The organism is Pseudodesulfovibrio hydrargyri (genome assembly GCF_001874525.1).
Lineage (GTDB): Bacteria > Desulfobacterota > Desulfovibrionia > Desulfovibrionales > Desulfovibrionaceae > Pseudodesulfovibrio > Pseudodesulfovibrio hydrargyri.
This window is the reverse complement of sequence record NZ_LKAQ01000004.1, coordinates 2,393,347-2,412,021: the sequence shown is the minus strand read 5'-3', so window position 1 is coordinate 2,412,021 and position 18,675 is coordinate 2,393,347. Positions and strand designations below refer to the sequence as shown.

Annotated in this window: 16 protein-coding genes; 4 read left to right on the top strand and 12 right to left on the bottom strand. The window is 65.5% G+C overall.

Features of this window, described 5'->3' with window-relative positions:
• Positions 1–28: 28 nt before the first annotated feature.
• The 4 genes from dnaK to BerOc1_RS15415 form a co-directional block, all read right to left on the bottom strand.
• Positions 29–1,942, bottom strand: a complete 1,914-nt coding sequence (gene dnaK / locus BerOc1_RS15430; RefSeq protein ID WP_071546541.1) for a molecular chaperone DnaK — start codon at positions 1,940–1,942, stop codon at positions 29–31.
• A gap of 105 nt (positions 1,943–2,047) precedes the next feature.
• Positions 2,048–2,668, bottom strand: a complete 621-nt coding sequence (locus BerOc1_RS15425; protein ID WP_071546540.1) for a nucleotide exchange factor GrpE — start codon at positions 2,666–2,668, stop codon at positions 2,048–2,050.
• A 158-nt stretch (positions 2,669–2,826) separates the two neighbouring features.
• Positions 2,827–4,305, bottom strand: a complete 1,479-nt coding sequence (locus BerOc1_RS15420; RefSeq protein ID WP_071546539.1) for a tetratricopeptide repeat protein — start codon at positions 4,303–4,305, stop codon at positions 2,827–2,829.
• 105 nt (positions 4,306–4,410) lie between these two features.
• Positions 4,411–5,616 carry an aminopeptidase gene (locus tag BerOc1_RS15415; RefSeq protein WP_084641629.1) on the bottom strand — a complete coding sequence of 402 codons (1,206 nt, stop codon included), beginning with the start codon at positions 5,614–5,616 and terminating at the stop codon, positions 4,411–4,413.
• Positions 5,617–5,746: 130 nt separating this feature from the next.
• Here BerOc1_RS15415 and BerOc1_RS15410 point away from each other — a divergent pair, with 130 nt between their 5' ends.
• On the top strand, positions 5,747–6,721 hold the full coding sequence (locus BerOc1_RS15410) for a YheT family hydrolase (protein WP_071546538.1): 975 nt from the start codon (positions 5,747–5,749) through the stop codon (positions 6,719–6,721).
• A gap of 77 nt (positions 6,722–6,798) precedes the next feature.
• Here BerOc1_RS15410 and BerOc1_RS15405 read toward each other — a convergent pair whose 3' ends face one another.
• The 5 genes from BerOc1_RS15405 to BerOc1_RS15385 form a co-directional block, all read right to left on the bottom strand.
• The gene (locus BerOc1_RS15405; RefSeq protein WP_071546537.1) at positions 6,799–7,953 is read right to left on the bottom strand and encodes a multidrug effflux MFS transporter; all 1,155 of its coding nucleotides are present in this window, start codon (positions 7,951–7,953) and stop codon (positions 6,799–6,801) included.
• 191 nt (positions 7,954–8,144) lie between these two features.
• Positions 8,145–8,618, bottom strand: a complete 474-nt coding sequence (locus BerOc1_RS15400) for an arsenate reductase ArsC (RefSeq protein WP_071546536.1) — start codon at positions 8,616–8,618, stop codon at positions 8,145–8,147.
• 199 nt (positions 8,619–8,817) lie between these two features.
• Positions 8,818–11,415 (bottom strand): ATP-dependent chaperone ClpB, encoded by a 2,598-nt coding sequence (clpB, locus tag BerOc1_RS15395; RefSeq protein WP_071546535.1) that lies wholly within the window; start codon positions 11,413–11,415, stop codon positions 8,818–8,820.
• A gap of 31 nt (positions 11,416–11,446) precedes the next feature.
• Positions 11,447–11,782: a chaperone modulator CbpM gene (locus tag BerOc1_RS15390; RefSeq protein WP_207503314.1), complete on the bottom strand. Its 336-nt coding sequence runs from the start codon at positions 11,780–11,782 to the stop codon at positions 11,447–11,449.
• A gap of 10 nt (positions 11,783–11,792) precedes the next feature.
• Positions 11,793–12,773: a DnaJ C-terminal domain-containing protein gene (locus BerOc1_RS15385; RefSeq protein WP_071546534.1), complete on the bottom strand. Its 981-nt coding sequence runs from the start codon at positions 12,771–12,773 to the stop codon at positions 11,793–11,795.
• A 145-nt stretch (positions 12,774–12,918) separates the two neighbouring features.
• Between BerOc1_RS15385 and BerOc1_RS15380 the strand changes: the two genes are divergently transcribed.
• Positions 12,919–13,476 carry a BON domain-containing protein gene (locus tag BerOc1_RS15380; RefSeq protein ID WP_071546533.1) on the top strand — a complete coding sequence of 186 codons (558 nt, stop codon included), beginning with the start codon at positions 12,919–12,921 and terminating at the stop codon, positions 13,474–13,476.
• 21 nt (positions 13,477–13,497) lie between these two features.
• Here the strand turns inward: BerOc1_RS15380 and BerOc1_RS15375 are convergent, their stop codons facing one another.
• Positions 13,498–14,100 (bottom strand): PHP domain-containing protein, encoded by a 603-nt coding sequence (locus BerOc1_RS15375; RefSeq protein WP_071546532.1) that lies wholly within the window; start codon positions 14,098–14,100, stop codon positions 13,498–13,500.
• Positions 14,101–14,199: 99 nt separating this feature from the next.
• Between BerOc1_RS15375 and BerOc1_RS15370 the strand changes: the two genes are divergently transcribed.
• Complete coding sequence (locus BerOc1_RS15370; RefSeq protein ID WP_071546531.1) at positions 14,200–15,519, top strand: BPG-independent phosphoglycerate mutase family protein; 1,320 nt, start codon at positions 14,200–14,202, stop codon at positions 15,517–15,519.
• A gap of 2 nt (positions 15,520–15,521) precedes the next feature.
• Positions 15,522–16,073, top strand: coding sequence for a nucleotidyl transferase family protein (locus tag BerOc1_RS15365; protein ID WP_071546530.1), 552 nt, complete (start codon positions 15,522–15,524; stop codon positions 16,071–16,073).
• Positions 16,074–16,203: 130 nt separating this feature from the next.
• Here BerOc1_RS15365 and BerOc1_RS15360 read toward each other — a convergent pair whose 3' ends face one another.
• Both BerOc1_RS15360 and BerOc1_RS15355 read right to left on the bottom strand, forming a co-directional pair.
• Positions 16,204–16,944 carry a rhomboid family intramembrane serine protease gene (locus BerOc1_RS15360; protein ID WP_071546529.1) on the bottom strand — a complete coding sequence of 247 codons (741 nt, stop codon included), beginning with the start codon at positions 16,942–16,944 and terminating at the stop codon, positions 16,204–16,206.
• Positions 16,941–18,653: a dephospho-CoA kinase gene (locus BerOc1_RS15355; RefSeq protein WP_071546528.1), complete on the bottom strand. Its 1,713-nt coding sequence runs from the start codon at positions 18,651–18,653 to the stop codon at positions 16,941–16,943. Before BerOc1_RS15355 ends, BerOc1_RS15360 begins: the two co-directional genes overlap by 4 nt.
• Positions 18,654–18,675: the final 22 nt, after the last annotated feature.

Sequence of the window (18,675 nt, the reverse complement as noted above, 5' to 3'; positions counted from 1 at the left end):
GCGGCCTTCATTCTTGTATGGAAACTGCCTACTTGACTTCGGTGTAGTCGGCGTCGACCACGTCGTCGTCATCCTTGGCCGAGGAACCGGCTTCGGGACCGGCCGCGCCCGCCGCTCCGCCGGGATTGGCGCTCTCGGCGTTCTGCTGGGCGTAGAGCTGTTCGGCCAGCTTGTGCGAGGCCTGGGCCAGTTCGTCCGCCTTGGCCTTGATCTGGTCGGCATCGTCGGCCTCCAGGGCCTTCTTGACTTCCTCGATCTTGGCCTCGATGTCCGCCTTCAGCGTCGGGTCGACCTTGTCGCCCAGGTCGCGCAGGGACTTCTCCGAGGTGTAGACCAGGGTATCGGCCTGGTTGCGCGCCTCGATCAGGGCCTGCTTCTTCTTGTCCTCGTCGGCGTGGGCCTCGGCGTCCTTGACCATCTGGTTGATCTCGTCGTCGGACAGGCCGGAGCTGGCCGTGATCTGGATGGACTGTTCGCGGCCGGTACCCAGGTCCTTGGCGTTGACGTGCACGATGCCGTTGGCGTCGATGTCGAACGAGACCTCGATCTGCGGCACGCCGCGCGGCGCCGGCGGAATGCCGGTCAGCTCGAAGTTGCCGAGCAGCTTGTTGTCCGCGCACATGGGACGCTCGCCCTGGAAGACCCGGATGGACACGGACGGCTGGTTGTCGGCCGCGGTGGTGAAGACCTGGGACTTCTTGGTCGGGATGGTCGTGTTGCGCTCGATCAGGTGCGTCATCACGCCGCCCATGGTTTCGATGCCGAGCGACAGCGGGGTCACGTCAAGGAGCAGGACGTCCTTGACGTCACCGGCCAGGATGCCGCCCTGGATGGCCGCGCCCATGGACACGACCTCGTCCGGGTTCACGGAGCGGTTGGGCTCCTTGCCGAAGAAGGACTTCACCTTCTCCTGGACCAGGGGCATGCGGGTCATGCCGCCGACAAGGATGACCTCGTCGATGTCCGAGGCGGACAGGCCGGCGTCCTTGAGCGCCTTGCGGCAGGGCTCCACGGTGCGGTCGACCAGGTCCTCGACGAGCTTTTCGAGCTTGCCTCGGCTGATCTTGACCATCATGTGCTTGGGACCGTTCTGGTCGGCGGTGATGAACGGCAGGTTGACCTCGGTCTCCATGGAGGAGGACAGGTCGTGCTTGGCCTTTTCGGCGGCCTCTTTCAGGCGCTGCAGGGCCATGCGGTCCTTGGACAGGTCGATGCCGTTCTCCTTCTTGAACTCGTTCACCAGGTACTCGATGATCCGGTGGTCGAAGTCCTCGCCGCCCAGGAAGGTATCGCCGTTGGTGGCGCGCACTTCGACGACGTTGTCGCCCACTTCCAGGATGGAGATATCGAACGTGCCGCCGCCGAGGTCGAAGACCGCGATCTTCTCGTTGGCCTTCTTGTCGAAACCGTAGGCCAGGGAGGCGGCGGTGGGCTCGTTGATGATGCGCTTGACCTCGAGACCGGCGATCTTGCCCGCGTCCTTGGTGGCCTGGCGCTGGGAATCATTGAAGTATGCAGGGACGGTGATGACGGCCTCGGTGACGGGCTCGCCCAGGTAGGTCTCGGCGTCCTTCTTCAGCTTCTGCAGGATCATGGCGGAGACTTCGGGCGGAGAGTACTTCTTGCCGTCGATCTCGACCCAGGCGTCATTGCCGTTGCCGGCAACGATCTGGTACGGACAGTGCTCCTGCCACTTCTTGACCTCGGGGGCGTCGGCCGAGCGGCCCATGAGGCGCTTGATGGCGAAGACGGTCTTCTCCGGGTTGGTGACGGACTGGCGTTTGGCGATGTCGCCCACCAACCGCTCCTTGTCGGTGAAGGCCACCACGGACGGGGTGGTCCGGCCGCCTTCGGGGTTGGTGACGCATTTCGGGTCCTTGCCCTCCATGACGTAGACGCAGGAGTTGGTGGTTCCAAGGTCGATCCCTATGATCTTACCCATATTTATGTCCTCCTAAGATATGAAAGTCGTATTCGACGTAAATTTTCGTTACTTTCTTCAATAATCACGCGTTGGCCCTTGTAAAGGCCGCGGCGTCAAAAAAACCTACAGCTTGTTGACCATGACCTTGGCCGGACGCAGCAGCCGCCCCTTGAGGCGGTAGCCGTTCTGGACCACCTGGGCGACCTGGTTGCTTTTGAGCGACGGCTCCTCCACGGTGCCCACGGCCTCGTGGATCTCGGGATCGAACTCGGTGCCGACAGCGGCCTGGACCGCTTCCAGCCCGTGGTTCTTGACCGCGTCCAGGAATATCTTGCGGGTCATGTCCACGCCGACGACGAAGTTCTTGCACTCGGCGGACAGGTTGCCGGTGTGGGCCAGGGCCAGGTCCAGGTTGTCGAGGATGGGCAGCAGGTCGGCCAGGATGGACTCGCCCGCGTACTTCTTCAATTCCTCGGTTTCCCGGAGCAGACGCTTCTTGACGTTCTCGGAGTCGGCCAGGGCGCGCAGCCGGATGGACTCGGCCTCCTTGAACACGTCACACTCGGGGCAGACCGATTCCTTGCACAGGGCGGCCAGCTCCTCCTTGCTCAGGGACACCTCGACCGCTTCCTCCACGGATTCGGCCTCGCCTTCGCCCCGGGCTTCCGCGACCTGTTCATCCAGTATCCGCCCCTCGTCGTCGTACAGACCGTTGATGGGCACTTCATTGTTGTTTTTCGCCATGAAATCAATTCCTTGGGAAGCGTATTTTGTAATGAAAAGGCCCGCCGGAAGCGAGACCTGTGGGGAAAATAAGCATGAGGATAAGGTTGTCAATAACCAGGATGACAAGAAAAATCCGGAGGACGGGCCGCCTTATGCGGCCGGGAGAGTCGGAGCGACTAAAAACGGTAGGAGCCGCCCCTGGCCGCGGTCACTTCGCGCAGGAGCTTCTCGCCGTCCTTGAAACCGGGGGAGATTTCCAGGAGATAGGTCAGGATTTCCACGGCTTCCTGGGGCCTGTCGCCACGGGCGAAGGTCGAGCCCACCGAGTAGGCCAGGTTGGGATTGCCGCGGTACAGGTCCGGGTTGATGGCCAGGGCGTTGCGCATGTGCTCGGCCGCCTCGCGGAATTGCTGTCCCTCGCCGTAGGCCAAGCTGATATTGTACTGGATGTTCTCGTCTTCCGGGGCGTGCCTGGCGGCCTCGCCGTAGGCCTCGATGGCCTCGTTCCACAGCCCCTGCTTACGCAGGGAGATGCCCAGGCGGTTGTAGACGGACATGGTCAGGGCGTTTTTGGAATTCTTCACCAGCTCCAGGCTGCGGCGATAGTATTTGGCGGCCATCTTCGGGTCGAAGCGCGCGGCCATCTCGGCGATGTCCAGGGACATCTCGCCCACCGCGCTCAGGGCCTCCTCGCGGGCCGCGTCGATAGCCTGGTCGAAATATTTCTCGGCGCTGGCCGGGTCGCCCTGCTCGAAATGCATCTCGGCGATGCGGATCTTGCGGGTGCAGTTGAGCGGCGATATGTCGTCGAGCTTGCACAGGTATTGGAGCGCCTCGTCCCGATTGTCGTCCTCGCAATACATGGTCGCGATCTTCTGCAGCGGCTCAAGGTAATCCCGGGAGAGGCACTCGGCCTGCTGGTAGGCGCTCAACGCCTCCTCCCGCTTGGCCAACCCTTTCTGGGCGTCCCCCAGCACGACCAGGGCGGCCGCGTGGCGGGGCCAGCGGGACAGGACCTGCTCGGCCATGTCCAACGCCTCCTCGAAGCGGTTGGCCCGGATGTGCTCGCGCCCCGCGAAGACCAGGGCGTCCGCCTCGCAGCGGGGCTTGAGCATGAAGGCGATCTTCTTGATCACGGAATTGATGCTCGCCGGTTTCTTGAGGAAGGAGTCCGCACCGTCCTCATAGAACTGGAAGAGTCGCTCGCGGCTGATGTCCCGCGAGACCACGACCACCTTCATATCCGGGTACATGGGCTTGACGTGGCGCAGGTAGGGGACGGTCAGTTCCGAGTCCAGCACGTACTCCATGAAGAGGAAGGGCTTGGCCCCGTTGGCCACGAGGCCCTTGAGCAGGGTCGAGGCGCTGGCCAGGTCTTGGGCCGAAAACATGGCTCCGTGGGGGACGCCCACGGCCTGGCACGCGGCGCTGCGGAAGGTCTGGATAAAGGTCTTGTCGCGGGTGACGAGCAGAAAGACGCCCTTGTTGGCGGCGAAATCGACGATGACGTCGCGATACTTGTTCGCCACTTCCTCGTCGGTCTTGATGACATAAAGATTCCGGGTCTCGGAGCGGTGCTTGGCCTCCAGCTCCCGCAACTCGGCCTGCTCGGTCTTGACCAGATAAAGACTCTTGTGTTTCGGACTTTTCTTCATGGCTATACCCGCCGTTCTATACAACAGTCCGCACCGCGAAGCCAACAGAAAAATAGTGACAAATCACGCGGTCGAGCGATTTTTCGGGGATCGCGAACCGGGCTCTCAGAGTCGGAATCCGCCGTTCTCGTAGATCAGCTTCGGGCTGCCGTCGGCAAGCCGGGCGGTGACCCGCTTGGGCTGGGTGTTGACCAGGTCCCAGTGCATGTCCGACGAGTTGAAGCCGAGTTCGTATTCCAGCTCCGGGGTGAGCATCTCGGACGGGCCGGTGAAGCTCTCCAGCACCGAGCCGCCCAGGGCAAGATGGCAGTTGCCGTGCTCGCCGCCGAAATTCTCGTCCAGGAGGGTGTGGGCCATGAACCGGTCCACGCGGGAGAACCGCCTGTCGGTCAGGGAGAACTCCCCCACCCGGCGCGCGCCCGCGTCCGAATAGAGCTGCTGCTGGACGAACACCTGGCCGATCTCGGCCTCGGCGCGGGAGGCGATGCCGCCGGAGAAGTCCAGGGCCATGCCGGAAACCAAGTGCCCGTAGCGCAGGGTCGGCTGGTCCGCGTAGTAGGTCCCGTCCACCTTGCGCGCGTCCGGGGCCACGTAGATCTCGTAGCCCGGGACGTTGGCCCCGTTCACGCCCACGAACCGGCGGTTGTCGCCTATGCCCACGGTCAGGTCGATGTCCTCGGACTCCACCTTCAGGGAGCGGATGGACATGCCGTCGAGCCAGTCGCAGACCTCGCCGACCTCCCGCTTCAGCCGCCGCCACTCGGCCACCGGGTCGGGCATGTTCAGCCAGCAGGCGCGCTTCAGGGCGTGGGCGTATTCGTCCAACGTCATGCCCGCCCCCTTTGCCAGGGCCTCGGTGGGATACAGGCAGGTGGTCCAGCCCATGACCCCGGACAGCCTGCGCCGCTGGAGGATGCGCCGGTTGGGCGCGTCGGCGCGCCTCGCCTCGGCGATGGTGCGCGGGTCCACCGTCTGAAGGTAGGTCAGCTCCTCCGGGGCGATGATGTTGATCACCCCGGCGGCCTGGGAGTAGAGCTCGGCCAGGCCGGGCTGCTGGAACAGGAGCTGGCCGAAGCTGGAATTGAGGTAGCGCTCCATCTCCATGTACGGCGTGGGCTGGGCCATGGCCACGGGCATGAGGTGCATGTCCATGAGCCGCGAATAGAGGGCCTCGGCCAGGGCCAGGCCGGGGATGTCGTAGCGGAGGAGGACCATCTCGCTGTTGCGCAGGGGGCGTTCCCTGGATTCGTTCAGCGCCCAGGTCAGGACCTCGGCGTAGTTCTCCATGTCGGTCTGGTCGTACAGCGGCACTGGGGCTCCTCTGGTTCGCGCCCGTCAGCGGACGGTGGCCAAGGGTAGCCAATCAGGCGCGGTCCGGGCAACCGTTTTCCCGGGCCGCACGCCGCTTTACTTCACGGCCGCGCGGTCGTACACCATCCCCATGCCCGTACTGCCCATTCCCGACTACCGGCCGCCCTTCCCGTTCGCCTCGGGCCACATGGCCACCCTGTACCCGCCGCTCTTTAGGCTCACGCCCCTGACCGCGCCCGAGCCCGAGCGCGTGGAGCTGGCCGACTCGGACTTCCTGGACCTGGACTGGCACCGCTCGCGCACCGGGGAGACCGACCGGCTGGTCATCGTCAGCCACGGTCTGGAAGGAAATTCGCGCAAGAAATACGTGCTCGGCATGGCGGCCATGGCCACCAAAAACGGCTGGGACGCGGCCTGCTGGTCCCAGCGCGGCTGCGGCGAGGAGCCCAACCGGCTGCCCCGCTGCTACCACTCGGGCGAAACCGGCGACCTGCACGAGATCATCCTGCACTGCCTGTCCACCGGGCGCTACGGCCGGGTGGTCCTGATCGGCTTCTCCATGGGCGGCAACCAGATCCTCAAGTACCTGGGCGAGGCCCCGGACCGGGTGCCCGAACAGGTAGTCGGGGCCGTGGCCTTCTCCACCCCCTGCGACCTGGGCGCGGCCGAACGGGTCATCTCCTCGCACCATATCTATTTCGAATATTTCATGCGCGGCCTGCGCCGCAAGATGCGCGAAAAGGGCGGGCGCTTCCCGGACGTGGTGGACGCCTCGAAGCTCAAGGGCATCCGCTCCCTGCGAGAATTCGACGACCGCTTCACCGCGCCCATGGGCGGCTTCGCGGACGCGGCCGACTACTACGCCAAGGCCTCCTCGCTGCAGTTCCTGCGCGCCGTGCGCGTGCCCGCCCTGCTGGTCAACGCCCAGAACGATCCGTTCCTGACCCCGACCTGCTTCCCGGTGGCCGAGGCCATGTCCAACCCGCGCCTGTTCCTGGAGACCCCGGTCCACGGCGGCCACGTGGGTTTCGTCTCCAAGGACAAGGAGAACGTCTACTGGTCCGAACGCAGGGCCGAGGCCTTCCTGAACCAATTTCCGGCTTGATCTGCCTCCGGCACTCCCACGGAAAAGGCCCGTGCGTATCGAACGCACGGGCCTTTTCCGTTTCGAACTGACCGAGGTTAGTTGAACCGGCACCGCTTCTTGACGGCCAGCAGGGCCGCCAGCGGGATCAGGGTGCCGAACACGCCGAGCACGCCCAGGACGTAGGGCTTGTGGGGCCAGTCCCAGGAGATGAGCTGCATGGACACGGCCGCGACAAAGAATATCTCGAAGGTCAGGATGCCCGAGGCCGCGCCCACGTCAGAGTCCACCTGGTCCAGGATCATGGAGTTGGAGATGGGCCGGGAAAAGCCCACACTCAACGCCATGCAGAACATGGGGATGGCCAGGGTCAGAGGTGTGCGCCCGCCGAGCACGAACATCAGCAGGGTGGACGCGAACAGGCAGGCGAAGGTGGTATAGAGCATGTGCAGCGGCTTGTACGTGCCGACCATCCGGGTGCAGATGAACGAACCGAGCATGAAGCCGATGGCGTTGGCCCCGAAATAGATGCCGAAGGCCTGCTCCGACAGCCCCAGTTCGTTGATATACATGTCTGCCGAGCCGCCGATGAAGGCGAAATGGGGCAGCGACATGAGCGCGAACCCGCTGGCCAGGACCGTGAACGGCAGGTTCCCGAGCACCAGCCGGTACCGGCCGGCCATGGACAGGAAACCGCCGCGCGTGAACTCGGTGAGGGGCTCCTTGAGACGCAGCACCCCGTACAGCCCGATCAACGCCAGGCCCACCTGGAAGATGAATATCCAGCGCCAGGAGGCGAACTTGAGCATCAGTCCGCCGATGGACGGGGCCAGCATGGGGGCCAGGGCCATGATCACCCCCATGTGGGCAAGAATCTTCTGCCGCTGGGCTCCTTCGTACAGGTCCTTGGACAGGGCCAGGGCCAGGGACGCCCCGGCCGCGGCCCCCGCCGCCTGCAGGCACCGGCATGCGATCATCACCTCGATGGAGGGAGACAGGGCGCAACCGAAAGAGGCCAGAATGAACAGGGTCAGCCCGCCGGTGAGCACCGGCTTGCGGCCGAAACGGTCGGATAACGGGCCGTGGATGAGCAAAAAGACGCTGAACACGCCCATGAACAGGACCAACGACAGGTTGGCCGTGGCATAGGAGATGCTCCACTGCGTCTGCAGGGTGGGGATGGCGGGCAGATACATATCCGTGGACAAGGGCGGGAACGACGCCAGCAGGGCCAACAGGATCAGATTGGGCATGGGAACCTCGACGATTGTTGAAGGCGCAACCATCGGGAAAGACTAGCCTGATGTCAAGGATGTTCTTGATCGGCGTCGAGGTCGGGCCTGTGGGCCGAGGCGGGAGCGGGCAACGGAGACCGGCGGCAAGGACGGGTCCGGGATTATCTCTTCCCCGCCCACAAGGAAGGTCCGGTGCGCGAGGGTGGGAATCAGCCGACAGGCCGAATTTCCCAGAAATCGCTGAGTTTCTTGACGTCCCCGGATCGCGCCCACTCCAGGAACTCGTAGACGACCGCCTTGATCCTGTCGCGGATGGCCCGGACCTGGGCCAGCTTTTCCTCGTGGCTGCCCCGGGCCTTTGCCGGGTCCGGGAAGGGAAGGTGCAGGCGGTGCGTCATGCCGGGATAGACCGGGCACTCCTTCTCCACGGATTCCTCGCAGACCGTGATGACGTAGCTGAAGATGCGGCCTTCCTTGTACAGATCGAAGACCGATTGCGTCTTCTTGCCCGAGAGGTCGATGCCCTCTTCCTTCATGACCTCGACCACCAGCGGATTGATCTCCGTTGGCTCGAACCCGGCGCTCTCGGCCACGAACCCGCCGCCCCCGAACGCGTTGAGGAAGGCCTCCGCCATCTGGCTCCGCGCGCTGTTGTGCACGCAGACGAACAACACCTTATCCATGGTCGCACTCCTCTTTGACGGAATCATAGGGTCGCTCCCGACCGGCAAGACCGCACCGACGGCTCCCCTTCCAGGCGAGGACCATAGCCTATCGCGCCGCGCGTTTGGTTTCAAACAGGTGACGAATAGGCAGGCGAGAACGCAAAAAAGGCCGGCGCCTTGTTCCGGGCACCGGCCTTGAATGTCGTTTGCGGCCGTCCTAGTCGAAGACCAGCTCCCCTCCGCGTTCGTCCACTGTCACGGTCTGGCCTTCGGCCAGGTCGCCCGCGATGAGGCGCTTGGCCAGGGGCGTTTCCAGGTTGTGCTTCAGGTAGCGGTGCAGGGGCCGCGCGCCGAACGACGGGTCGTAGGCCGACTGGGCAATGAACGCCTTGGCCCGGTCGGTCAGGGTCAGCCCGATGTTGCGGTCCTCGAGCCGGACGCGCAGGCCGGCCACCAGCAGGTCGATGATGCCGATGAGCTGGTCCTGGGTCAGCGGCCGGAAGAGCACGGTCTCGTCCACGCGGTTCAGGAACTCGGGCCGGAAGTGATGGCGCAGGACCTCGCGGACCTGGTCCTCCACGCCGTCCTTGAACTCCCCGGACGCGTCGATGCCGTCGAGCATGTACTCGGCCCCGAGGTTGGAGGTCATGATCACGATGGTGTTCTTGAAGTCCACCGTGCGGCCGTGGGAATCGGTCAGCCGCCCGTCGTCCAGAATCTGCAAAAGCACGTTGAACACGTCGTGGTGCGCCTTCTCGATCTCGTCGAACAGGATGACCGAGTACGGCTTGCGCCGCACGGCCTCGGTCAGCTGGCCGCCCTCGTCATAACCCACGTAGCCCGGAGGCGCGCCGATGAGCCGGGCCACCGTGTGCTTCTCCATGTACTCGGACATGTCGATGCGGATCATGTTGTCCTCGGTGTCGAACAGGGCCGAGGCCAGGGTCTTGCACAGCTCGGTCTTGCCCACGCCCGTGGGGCCGAGGAAGATGAACGAGCCGATGGGCCGCGACGGGTCCTTGAGGCCCGCCCGGGCGCGCAGCACGGCGTCGGCCACGGCCTGGACCGCCTGGTCCTGACCGATGACCCGCTCGTGCAGGACGTCGCCCAGCCGCAGCAGCTTCTCGCGTTCGCCCTCCATGAGCCGGGAAACCGGGATGCCGGTCCACTTGGCGATGACCTGGGCGATGTCATCCGGGCCGACCTCCTCCCTGACCATGCGCGGGCCCTCGCCGGTCTCCAGCGCCTCGTTGCGCTGGGCCAGCTCCTTCTCCAACTGGGGCAGCCTGCCGTATTCCAGCTCGGCGGCCCGGTTGTAGTCGGGAATGCGCTTGGCCTCGTCGATCTCGCGGCGGGTCTCCTCGATCTCGCCCTTGAGCGCGCGCAGCCGCTCGATGCCGGACTTCTCGTTCTCCCACTGGGCCAGCATGGCCGCCTGGGACTCCTTGAGTTCGGCCAGCTTCTTCTCGAGCTCGACCAGCCGCTCGCGCGACGCCTTGTCGGTCTCCCGCTTCAGGGCCTCGCGCTCGATCTCGTACTGCATGATCTGGCGGTTGGCCGTGTCCAGTTCAAAAGGCTGGGAGTCGATCTCGGTGCGGATCAGGGCCGCGGCCTCGTCGATGAGATCGATGGCCTTGTCCGGGAGCTGCCGGTCGGTGATGTACCGGCTGGACAGCACGGCCGCCTCGACGATGGCACCGTCGGCGATGCGCACGCCGTGGTGCACCTCGAAGCGCTCGCGCAGGCCGCGCAGGATGGAGATGGTGTCCTCCACGGACGGCTCCTCCACGAGCACGGTCTGGAAGCGGCGCTCCAACGCCGGGTCCTTCTCGATATATTTACGGTACTCGTCGAGCGTGGTCGCGCCGATGCAGTGCAGTTCGCCGCGCGCCAGCATGGGCTTGAGTATGTTGCCCGCGTCCATGGCCCCGTCGGTCTTGCCCGCGCCCACGATGGTGTGCAGCTCGTCGATGAACATGATGATCTGCCCGGCGGACTCGGCCACTTCCTTGAGCACGGCCTTGAGCCGCTCCTCGAACTCGCCGCGGTACTTGGCCCCGGCGATGAGCGCGGACATGTCCAGCGAGAACACGGTCTTGTCCTTGAGGCCCTCGGGCACGTCGCCCTTGACGATACGCTGGGCCAGCCCTTCGGCGATGGCGGTCTTGCCCACGCCGGCCTCGCCGATGAGCACCGGGTTGTTCTTGGTCCGGCGCGAGAGGATGCGGATCACGCGGCGGATCTCGGAATCGCGGCCGATGACCGGATCGAGCTTGCCCGAACGGGCCTCCTCCACCAGGTCGCGGCCGTACTTCTTGAGCGACTCGTAGGTCGCCTCCGGGTTGTCCGAGGTCACGCGCTGCTTGCCGCGCACCTCCTCCAGGGCGGTCAGGACCTTGTTCCTGTCCAGGCCGAACTGCTTGTTGACCCGGCCCACGCCGCTGCTTCCGGACTCGTCCATGAGAGCCACGAAGACGTGCTCCACCGAGACGTACTCGTCCTTCATGCGCTTGCGCATGTCGTCGGCGGCCACCAGCGCCTTCTGCATGCGCTGGGTGACCACGATCTGGTCCGGGCGCACGCCCGAGCCGGACACGGACGGGATCTTGGCGATCTCGGCGTCGATGGCCCCGAGGTAGGCGTCCGGGGCCACGCCCAGCTTGCGCAGGATCTGCCCGGCCAGGCCGTTCTCCTGGGCCACCAGGGCGTGCATGAGGTGTTCGCAGTCGATCTGCTGATGGCCGCCACGGATGGCCAGGTTCTGGGCCTCGGAAACGGCCTCCTGGGTCTTGCGGGTGAACGTATTGATATCCATTATATTTTTACCTCCTCATGAAATAAGTCGGTCAGACAAGTCTCCTGAGTTCCTCGACCTCGGTCTCGAGCTCCTCGATCCTCTCCATCAGGTCCACGATGATGGATCCGCCGTAGACCGAGACCTCCAGGTCGTGGACCAGGCGCATGAGCTTGTGGATGCGGTAGACGTCCTTGAGACGGAACAGGTATTCCTCGGCCCCGGTCCGCTTGGGACTGATCCAGCCGAGGTCGACCAGCTCGCTCATCTCGGCGGGCTCGATGGAAGTCAGCTGGACCAGTTGGGCCCAGGCCACGTATTCGCTGCGCTCGGGCAGGTTCAGGCCCGGCATGCGCATGATCACTTCCTGCAATTTCTTCGTGGTCATTGTCGTACCCCTAGAAATTTCTCGGCTTGAAGTCCGAGACCTTCTGCAATTGTTCGAACAGGTCGCGCTCCTCGGCCGAGAGCCGTTCCGGCACCTGGATCATGATGCGGACAAACTGGTCGCCCTTCCTGGCCCCGGCCCCCAGGCCCCGGCCCTTGACGCGCAGCTTCTTGCCCGAGCCGATGCCCGGCGGAATCTTCATCTCCACGGCCCCGTCCAGGGTGGGAATGCGCGCGGTGGTGCCGAGCGCCGCCTCCCAGGGGGACAGGGGCAGGTCGAGGATCACGTCCGATTCCGAAATCTTGAACAGATGGTGCGGCATGAGCCGGATCTTCAGGTACAGGTCGCCCTTGGCCCCGCCGTTCAGGCCGGGATTGCCCTGGCCCGCCAGGCGGATCTTCTGGCCGTCCTTGATGCCCGCGGGCACCGTGACCTCCAGGGTCTTGGTGGTCATGCGCGGGATGCCGTCCGGGCCGCTGGTCTGCTCCTGCAGGGTGATGGACTTCTTGCCGCCCCGGTACGCCTCCTCCAGGGTCAGTTCATAGGACGCCTCGGAATCCGCGCCGCGACGCGGACGCCGCTGATAGTCGCCGCCGAAGTCGCCCTGCGAAAAGCCGCCGGACTGGAAGCCGCCGCGAAAACCGCCGCCTCCGCCGCCGAAGATGGTCTCGAAGAAGTCCGAGAAACCCGCGCCGCCTCCACCGAAGCCGCCGCCTCCGCCGAAGTGCACGTTCTCGTAGCCCGGCGGCGGCTGGAAGTTCTGGCCGTGCTCCCAGTTGGAGCCGAACTGGTCATAGAGCTTGCGCTTCTTCTCGTCCTTGAGGACCTCGTAGGCCTCGTTGATCTCCTTGAACTTGTCCTCCGCATCCTTGTCGTTCGGGTTGAGATCGGGGTGATACTTCCGGGCCAGCTTCTTGAAAGCCTTGCCGATCTCTTCCTTGGAGGCGGAGCGGGACACTCCGAGAAGTTTGTAGTAGTCTCTATATTCCATTAGAATCGTTTTCCTTGATGCTGACTGATTTCAATTTTTCCAACGCTTACCATAAATAATATGCCTTTGCCCGGTGTCAAGCCGGAAAAAACGACAACCGGACAATTTTCCACAGAGTTATCCACATATTCGACAAGGAGAAATCATGCGTCATTCCAGATCACTCGCCACCGTCCCGCTGATCCTTAGCCTTGCCCTGTCCTCCCTGGCCTGGACCCCGTGGGGAGCCATCTACGAAAGCGCGCGCGACGAACGCAGCGTGGGCGACCAGGCGGCGGACAAGAAGATATCGCTGTCCATCAAGACCGATCTGGCGGACAAGGACTCCAAGCTGGCCCTCAAGGTCCACGTGTATTGCTTTCTGAAGCACGTCTACCTGGTGGGCGCGATCGACGACCAGCCCTTCCGCGCCTTTGCGGTGAAGACGGCCAAGGGGGTCGAGGGCGTAAAGAAGGTGACCAGCTATTTCAAGCCCGAGACCGACACCACGGCCGACGATCTTGAACTGTCGGCCAAGGTGCGCGCCGATCTCATCGCCAACGGCGACCTGAGCTCGACCCAGATCGAACAGGAGGTCATGAACGGCGAGGTGGTTCTGCTCGGCATGGTCCGAAGCCAGGCGGACGCCGCCCTGGCCGTAAAGGTGGCCAAGGGGGTCAAGGGCGTGCGCAAAGTCACGTCCTTTCTGATCCCGCCCAGGTAGACGGGAAGTGGCCAGAGGGAATCAGGCCGCTGAGCGGTGCGCCGTGGAGGGACAGCAGTGGCCCTGGTTGAGGGCGTCGACCAGGTCCCGGACGGAGTTGACCGGCACGGTGAAGCGCGTGGGACAACGGCCCAGCTCCTCCAGGGAGTGGGCGTCGGACCCGGCCACGGCGGTCATGCCGCGGGCCTCGATCAGGTCCATGGCCATGCCGTTCTCGACGTCGGTGTTGCGCCCGTTCTCCGCCTCGGCGATGGAGCACAGCCCCTGGTCGAAAATGATCGTGTCGGCCGGGCGCCATGTCCGGCACGGGTGGGCCGAGATGGCCGCGCCGCCCAGATCGCGCACCGCCGGAAGCAGGACCTCGGCGGACAGCCCATGGGGCAGGGAACGGACGTCGCCGAAGATCAGGTAGTCGCCCTGATCCGTGGTGTACTCCATGCCCACGATGAGGAGCAGCCCGTCGGGCTGGAATCCCTCCCGACATTGCGTCAGGATGGACATGGTGTCGTGATCGGTGATACAAACGGCATCCAGGCCCAGGGAACGGGCGTTGGCCAGGATTTCCGAAGGCTTCAGGATGCTGCACGGGGAACAGGTGGAGTGGACGTGAAGGTCTATGAGCATGGGCCTATCTTACACCCGCATCCGCCCAAGACAATGTGATTGTATGTATGATACCCATTACTGTTATCGAGCGTATCTATGAATCTACCAGGGCCTCCAATGCCTGATACATGCATCCTGATCCTGCTGGACGGTCTGGGCGACCGCTCCCACCCCGGCCTCGGCGACCGCACCCCGCTCCAGGCGGCGGCCACGCCCTGTCTGGACCGGTTGGCCTCGGTCTCGGCCACCGGCCTGTACCACGCCACCCGGTTCGGCCGGCCCCTGCCCTCGGAGAACGCCCATTTCGCCCTGTTCGGCGGCCTGCCCGAGGAATTCCCGGGACGCGGCGCGCTGGAGGCCCTCGGCGCGGGAGTCGAACTCGGCACCGACGACGTGGCCCTGCTGACCCACTTCGCCCATATCGGCCCGGACGCGGACAACCGCTTGACCTTGCTGCACGACAAGGTGCCCGCATCGCCCGGCGAGGCCGAAGCCCTGTTCGCCGCCCTGCCGCCCTTCCTGTTCGAGGGCGTGACCGGTTCCGTGCACCCCGTGGGCGGGCTGTTCGGCGTGCTGGTCCTGCGCGGCGAGGTCTCGCCCTTTGTCACCGACACCAATCCCATGGTGGACGGACGGCTCCTGCCCCGCCCCCTGCCGCTCAAGGGCCACGAGGATACGGCTGCACGGCGCACGGCGCGGGCACTGGAGGACTATCTCGTGCGGACACACCGGACCCTCTCGGCACTGCCCCTGAACCGCGAGCGGGAAAAGGCCGGGCAAATCCCGGCCAACGGCCTGGTCACCCAGCGGGCCGGACGGCTGACCCGCTGCCCGACCATGCGCCAGCGGTACGGGCTGCGCGGCCTGTCCATCGCCACCGGGGCCATGTACGCCGGGCTGGCCCGGTTCGCGGGCATGGATTTTCTCAAGGCGCGAGACACGGACGATCCGGGCGCGGACCTGGCCGAACGCATCCGGCTGGCCCTGGACCGGAAGGACGACTACGACTTCATCCACGTGCACACCAAGAGACCGGACCAGGCGGCCCACAGCAAAAACCCGGAGGCCAAGGTCCGGGTCATCGAATCCCTGGACCGAGGGCTGGGCGAGGTTGCCGACGGGATATTGGCCGACCCGCGCCTGCTCCTGGCCGTGACCGCCGACCACTCCACCCCGAGTTGCGGCGCGCTGATCCACTCGGGCGAGCCCGTGCCGCTCATGTTCGCGGGCCGGGGCGTGCGCCGGGATGCGGTCGCCGCCTTCGACGAAGTGGCCGTTGCGGGGGGCGCGCTGGGCTGCATGCGCGGCCGCGAGTTCCTGTTCACGGTCCTCAATTACCTGGACCGCGCCCGGCTGGCCGGTATCCACGACTCGCCCGACCCGGTGGAGTACTGGCCGGGCGACCATCCCCCGTTCATCCTCGATCCCCAGGAGTGACCATGCACCCTCTCGGCTTCATCCACGGACGGTTCCAGGTCCTGCACAACGATCATCTTGTCTACCTGTTGGCCGGAAAAGCATTGTGCGAACGGCTGATCATCGGCGTGACCAACCCGGACGCGGCCTCCACCCGCGAGGAGCTGACCAACCCGGAGCGGTCCAGCCGGGAGAACAACCCCCTTTCCTTCGAGGAGCGCAAGGCCATGATCGAGGCCGCCCTGATGGAGGCCGGGGTGGACCGGCACGCTTTTTCCGTGATTCCGTTTCCGATCAACTGCCCGGAAATGCTCGAGGGGTGCGCCCCGCGCGAGGCGGTCTATTACCTGACCATCTACGACGACTGGGGACGGGAGAAACGCAAGCGGTTCGAGGGCCTTGGCCTGACCACCCACGTCATGTGGGAGCGGCCCCAAAGCGAAAAGGGGATCAGCGGCACGGACGTGCGCGCGGCCATCCGCGAGGACGGCGAGTGGCGTTCCCTCGTTCCTCCGGCGGTGGCCACCCTGGTGGACCGCTGGCACCTGGCCGACCGGTTCCGGCAACTTTCATAGCCCTCTCCCGGCGAAGCCCGACACCTCGCGCCGCAGGCGCAAAATGGGATGCAAGGGGGCGAACCCTTGCCCGCCAGAGGCGAAGTCACCCGGCAACGCCGCGAAGCGGCACCCACTCCTGGTTTTCTCCCTACACAACGGGCGGATCCGAATCCTCGGGGTCGTAGTCCCTGGTGTCCGGGTTGTAGCAGTATCGGCAGCGGCCGGGGCGGCGGAACCAGCGGATCAGGACGATGCCGGCGACGAACCCGCCCACGTGCGCCCACCAGGCCACGTTCTGCGCGCCGTGGGCCGTGGAGTACACTCCGGAGAGGATCTGCGTGAGAAACCAGAACCCGAGGAACAGGGACGCGGGTATGCGGAAGATGAAGGGAAAAAAGAAGACCGGAATCAGGGTCAGGACCTTGCCGTGCGGGTAGAGCACGATGTACGCGCCCATGATCCCGGCGATGGCCCCGGACGCGCCGATGACCGGGAGGGGCGAGGACCGCTCGAAGGCCATGTGCACGGCCACGGCGGCCAGGCCGCAAAGCACGTAGAAGAGCACGAACCAGCCGTGCCCGGTGACGTCCTCGATGTTGTCGCCGAAAATCCAGAGCATCCACATGTTCAGGATGACGTGCAGCCAGCCGCCGTGCAGGAACATGTAAGTCAGAAACGGCCACCCCAGGGTGTCGGGATAACCGGCCCAGGCCGCCCAGTCCGGCTCGAAAAAGCGCGCCGGGACCACCCCGAAGAGATAGAACATCTGGGCCCGGGCCTGGGGCGAAAGGCTGAACACGAACAGGAAGACCAGGGCGTTAACGATGATGATCGCCAGCACGGCATAGGGCCGCGTCTCGCGGGGCACGTTGTCGCGGATGGGGATCACGCCTCGCTTCCTCCGCCGTCCGGCCCGGCGGCCAGCTTCTCGGCCAATTCGCCGGACAACTCGTCGGCCAGCCCGGGCCACAAGCCGTCCATCCAATCCGCGAACTCCCGGTTGCGCCGCTCCCAGGCGACCTGGGCGGTTTGGTCCAGACCGCGCGCGCCCTCGGCCAGCTCGGCCAGCCCCTTGTCGTTGTCGACGATCACGTCGCAGGCCGCCAGCTTGTCCGCCTCGGGCCACTGCCAGGAGTCGAACACGGCCAGGATTTCCGGGGAGAGATGGCGGAGCTCGCGCAGCTCGCCGGTGCGCTTGGCCGGCGGGCAACGCACCCCGGCCACCAGGTCGACCATGCCGTCCTTGTGCCACCCCCCTTCCAGGAGCAGGGGGACTTCGGCGTAGGCCACGGGCTCGTCGCGGTGGGCCCGGAAGAATTCCTCGCATTGGTGGCGGACCATGGGATGGACCATGTCCATGACCTCGCGGCGCACGGCCTCGGATTCGCGCATGGCCTTGAAGAGGCCCGGCTTGTCCACGCCGCCGTCGTCCAGGGTATACCGCCCGCCGAACCGCTGTTTGATCATGGCCGCGCCGTCGCCGCCCGGTCCGTAGAGCGCGGCCACGGACTCGTCCGCCGAGAAACAAGGCCGCCCCATGCCGCGCAGGGCCTTGAGCAGGGTGGACTTGCCGCCGCCCGGCATGCCCACGATGCCCACGCGCAAACATTCGCGCGTCAGCCCGGACAGGAGCGCGCGGAAGTCCTCGGGCGGGGCCAGCCAGCGGGTCACGGGCTCGCCTGTGGCCGGATGGGGCACGCAAAGATAAAAGGCGTGGAGCATCTGGCGTGGGGCCAGCCCGGCCAGCCGGTCGGGCCGCCGCGCCCACTCGGCGTTCTCGCGCGGGCCGTAGACCGCGTCGCCCAAAAGCGGATGGCCGATGTGGGCCATATGCACGCGGATCTGGTGGGTCCGGCCGGTATGGATGCGCACGGCCACCAGGGAGGCCAGTCCGCGCGGGCCGGTCCAGAGTACCCGGTAGTCGCTGCGCGCCTCGCGCCCGCCCTTGGGCAGCACGGCCATGCGCGTCTTGTGGTGCGGGTGGCGGCCCATGGGCGCGTCGATGGTCCCCTGCCGGGGCTCGGGGCACCCCTGGACAAGGGCCAGGTAGACCTTGAAGGTCTCGCGCCCGGCGAAACTCGCGGACAGGGCCAGGCGGGCCGCTTCGGTCCGGGCCACGGCCATGAGCCCGGAGGTGTCCTTGTCCAGGCGGTGGACGATGCCGGGCCGCTGCGGATCCATGGAACTGTTTTCGGCGGCGATGTCCGGCCACTGGTGAACCAGCAGGTTGACCAGGGTGGGGCCGGGTTCGCCCGGCGCGGGATGGGTGGTCAGCCCGGCGGGCTTGACGACCACGAGCATGTCGGCGTCCTCGAACACGGCCTCGATGTCGCCCCGGACCGGTTCGGCCGCAAACTCGCCCGGCTCGGGCGCGGCGGCCCGGATGGCCACGGTCTGGCCCGGGGCCAGCTTGCGGTTGCCCTTGGGAGCGGCCTCGCCGTCCACCAGGGCCAGGCCGGACTCGATCCAGCTCTTGATGCGTCCACGGGAGACGCCTTCCCCGGCCAGTTCGCGGCCCCAGAACTTGTCCAGGCGTACCCCGGCGTCGGCCCGCGAAACGGTCCGTTCCCAACACTGTTCGGATTTCTCGTTTGTCATGGTCAAGGTGATATACCGGGAA